Annotated in this window: 5 protein-coding genes; 2 read left to right on the top strand and 3 right to left on the bottom strand. The window is 38.1% G+C overall.

The features are described 5' to 3' along the window. Positions 1 to 73 precede the first annotated feature (73 nt). From dhaM to dhaK, 3 genes are read right to left on the bottom strand one after another with little or no spacing between them, the layout of a single operon-like run. A complete protein-coding gene (gene dhaM / locus RWO85_RS09925) occupies positions 74 to 448 on the bottom strand; it encodes a dihydroxyacetone kinase phosphoryl donor subunit DhaM (protein ID WP_261054647.1) in 375 nt (124 codons plus the stop codon). Continuing rightward, positions 448 to 1023: a dihydroxyacetone kinase subunit DhaL gene (dhaL, locus tag RWO85_RS09920; protein ID WP_314415667.1), complete on the bottom strand. Its 576-nt coding sequence runs from the start codon at positions 1021 to 1023 to the stop codon at positions 448 to 450. The genes dhaM and dhaL overlap by 1 nt, the downstream gene beginning before the upstream one ends. 21 nt (positions 1024 to 1044) lie before the next feature. After that, positions 1045 to 2034, bottom strand: a complete 990-nt coding sequence (gene dhaK, locus RWO85_RS09915; RefSeq protein WP_314415665.1) for a dihydroxyacetone kinase subunit DhaK — start codon at positions 2032 to 2034, stop codon at positions 1045 to 1047. 153 nt (positions 2035 to 2187) lie between these two features. On the opposite strand from dhaK, the gene dhaS reads away from it, so the two are divergent. Continuing rightward, positions 2188 to 2718 (top strand): dihydroxyacetone kinase transcriptional activator DhaS, encoded by a 531-nt coding sequence (gene dhaS / locus RWO85_RS09910; RefSeq protein WP_000168609.1) that lies wholly within the window; start codon positions 2188 to 2190, stop codon positions 2716 to 2718. After that, positions 2715 to 3704, top strand: coding sequence for a DhaKLM operon coactivator DhaQ (dhaQ, locus tag RWO85_RS09905; RefSeq protein ID WP_314415662.1), 990 nt, complete (start codon positions 2715 to 2717; stop codon positions 3702 to 3704). The genes dhaS and dhaQ overlap by 4 nt, the downstream gene beginning before the upstream one ends. The last annotated feature ends 57 nt before the right edge of the window (positions 3705 to 3761 follow it).

The raw sequence follows: 3761 nt of genomic DNA, 5'->3' as shown, positions 1-3761 counted from the left end.
AAATTATTTACTTAAAATTTGATAGTTGAGATAATCAATAGCCCACCTATAAAAAGAGTTATAGTAAAATTCCTTATTTATTGATTTCAAGCTCCGACAACTGTGTTTGAATAACTGACAGTTCTGCCCCAGCCTGAAGAAGAGCTGCTGCAGTATAGGCGCCTTCTACAATTGGAACCCTGTTGATGATGATACTTTTATCACTGAAATCAGCCACCATTTCTAAGTTCATTTTAGCAGAACCTAGGTCAAAAAAGGCTAATAAAGTATCTGCTGGATTTTCGGAAACAACCCTATCTACTTGATCAAAACTTGTTCCAATTCCTCCATCTTCGGTTCCTCCTACATAAGTAATCGGAACATCTTTAGCTACTTCACTAATCAGTTCAACAACACCTTCTGCAATGTGTTTGGAATGTGAAACGATAACAAGACCAATACTTCCCATTAAACCACCCCAGTTTCTAAAAGAGCAGTAAAGAGTAATCCTGATGAGAATGATCCAGGATCAATATGTCCAAGAGAACGTTCTCCTACATAAGATGCCCTTCCTTTAGTTGCAAGTAAATCTTTGGTAGCATTCACTAGCTTATCAATGACCTCTTGAGTCAATTGACCAGCAGACAAGGCAGCAATAACAGGAGTCCAAACATCAACCATTGTCTTTTCTCCAACTTCTGCTTTCCCACGTTTGACAATCATATCCAAACCACTTTGTAAGATTTCTTCTAATTTCGAATTTGAATCAGCCTTGGCCATACCCATAAAAGCAGAGCCATACAAGGGACCAGAAGCACCGCCTACCTTACTCAGTAGTTGCATTGAGACAAGTTTAAAAACATCACTGCTAGTCTCAAATTGCTTTCCTTCTAAGTTTTCCATAACTGCAGCCATGCCACGCGCCATATTTCCACCGTGGTCTCCATCTCCTATAGGGGTGTCTAGCGCACTAAGGTAATCTTTCTGTTCTTGAATCTTTTCATTAAAAAGCTTCATCCATTCAAGAGCTTGTTCAGCATTCATGCGACATTTCCTCCTTGAGTTTTACCAAGCTGGGGTAGTAACAGGTGCATTTAGAGCATCCAACCACTCATCATCTGCCAATCGAATCAATGTTAATGACAAGCCAGCCATATCGATTGATGTCATATAGTTTCCAATTTTCTTAAACGCCAACTCAACACCTTTTTCATGGAGTAATTTAGCCACATCATTTGCAAATACGTATTGCTCCATAAGAGGAGTGCTTCCTAAACCATTGATGAGAAGGCCATAGCGTTCACCAGCCTTAAGTTGGAAACCTTCAGATAATTTTTCAACCAGCTCTGAGGCCAATTGTGCTGAAGGTTGCATTTTCTCTTTCTTATATCCTGGCTCACCGTGAATACCAACTCCATATTCAAATTCATCATCTTCTAGAACAAAACCTGGTTTCCCAACCTCAGGAACGGTTGCTCCAGACAAGGCTAGCCCAATTGTTTTAATTTCTAAGACAAGTTTATCGGCCAAGTCCTTCATTTCAGCTAATGATTTACCAGAACGAGCTGCAGCACCCAAAATTTTATGGACTAATATAGTACCTGCAACACCTCGACGCCCTTGGGTATAGAGACTATTTTCAACAGCGATATCATCATCAACCACAACACTTGCTACATCAATACCTTCCATTTCAGCAAGTTCTTGTGCAATTTCAAAGTTCATAATGTCACCAGAATAGTTCTTGATGATCATGAAAACTCCAGCACCTTCATCAGCCGCCTTGATGGCTTCTAAAATTTGGTCCGGAGTAGGTGAAGTGAAGACTGCTCCACAAATGGCAGCAGACAACATTCCATCTCCTACAAAACCAGCATGACTTGGCTCATGTCCTGAACCTCCACCTGAAATGAGTCCAACTTTTCCTGTCTTTTCTGCCTTTCTAACGATGACATCAAAACCATCTAAGCGTTCTAGCAAGTCATCATGCATGAATGACAATCCCTGCAACATTTCATCAACAACTTGTGTCGGTTCATTTATAATTTTTTTCATGAGAAACTCCTTTCGGCATCTACCTTTGTTTTCGCTTTCATTATATATTTTTTATTGCTGGATGATAAGGGACAGATTCTATTATTTGTCCCCTTTTAAACCCGTTTAAAAAAATTTTTTGGTAAAATGAAGTAAGTAAAAGAAAGGTTTCCTATGGCATCATCACTTATTACAAAAAAACGGATTGCCAAGGCATTTAGAGACCTATTAGCTACTAGAGAATTTGACAAAATCTCCATTGTAGATATCATGGAATCAGCTGGCATTCGTAGACAGACCTTTTACAATCATTTTCTTGACAAATATGAACTGCTAGACTGGATATTTGAAACTGACTTAACCGAGTATATTACCAATAACTTGGACTTCATTTCAGGTCAAAAACTATTACAAGAATTATTTTTTTATTTCGAACAAGAGCGTGACTTTTATATTCAACTTTTTGATATTCAAGGGCAAAATAACTTCTATGACCACTTTATCAGCTACTGTCGCTTGCTTGTATCAAAAATTTTAAGAGAATACGGTCAGATTGATATCGATTCATCTGCTTATACTTGTTTTTTGTTAGACTATCATTCACATGCTCTAGCAGAAATCGTGAAGGCTTACGTCAATAAAAAAAGTCCAGTTCCACAACCAGACTTTCTAATCATGACAATTATTGGAAAGAGACCACAATGACATTTATTTCAAATCATAAACAGAAAATTATTTCAAGTTACATTTCGGCAACTGTCAGCAGTCATCCTGAATTAGAAAAACACCCTACCTTACCATTAGTCTATCAAAAAAATCGTAATCCTCATCAGGTTCCAATATTGGCGGGTGGAGGTTCAGGACACGAACCTGCTCATATTGGATATGTGGGAGAAGGAATGCTTACTGCTGCTATTTATGGCCAATTATTTACTCCTCCTACACGAACTGAAATCTTAGAGTCCATTCGTTTTTTAAACAATGGTCACGGTGTCTTCATCATTGTAAAAAATTTCGAAGCAGACATCAAAGAATTTAGCTCGGCCATTAATACTGCTAGACAAGAAGGAATTAAGGTCGGCTATAGTCTAACACACGACGATATTTCCATTGAACCTCACAATAGATTTCAAATTAGAGGAAGGGGACTTGCAGGGACAATTTTACTTCATAAAGTTCTAGGATATGCAGCTCAAAATGGTGCCGAAATAGAGCAACTAACTGATTTAGGTCATGAACTTGCTCCCGAAATCGCAACAATTGGCTTTGCAACGAAATCTGCTAGTCTCCCCCAATCTACCCTTCCACTATTTAACTTGGAAGAAGGAAATATTTCTTATGGTATTGGGATACATGGCGAAGAAGGCTATCGTATCGTCCCATTCCAATCATCGGAAATTCTTGCAAATGAAATTATAAGTAAGTTAAGATTGCACTATCATTGGAAAAAGGGTGATCAATTTATATTGCTTGTAAATAATCTAGGTACTAGTACCAACCTAGAAATGGGCATATTTATCAATGATCTCCTTCAACTCTTAGAAATTGAAGGAGTCGCTATTACCTTTATAAAATCAGGAACATTTATGACCAGTCTGGACATGGCAGGTATATCCGTAACTCTTTGCCCCGTAAAAAATAAACAGTGGTTAGATGCACTCAATGCTCCAACGACAGCTTTTGCATGGTAATTTGCTTGTATAACTCAAAAGGGCTACATCACTTGATAGCCCTTTGCTTTTATCTTA

This window comes from uncultured Streptococcus sp. (genome assembly GCF_963521865.1).
In the GTDB taxonomy this organism is placed as follows: domain Bacteria; phylum Bacillota; class Bacilli; order Lactobacillales; family Streptococcaceae; genus Streptococcus.
The sequence above is the reverse complement of the archived record's forward strand: the minus strand, read 5'-3'. Positions and strand labels throughout refer to the sequence as shown.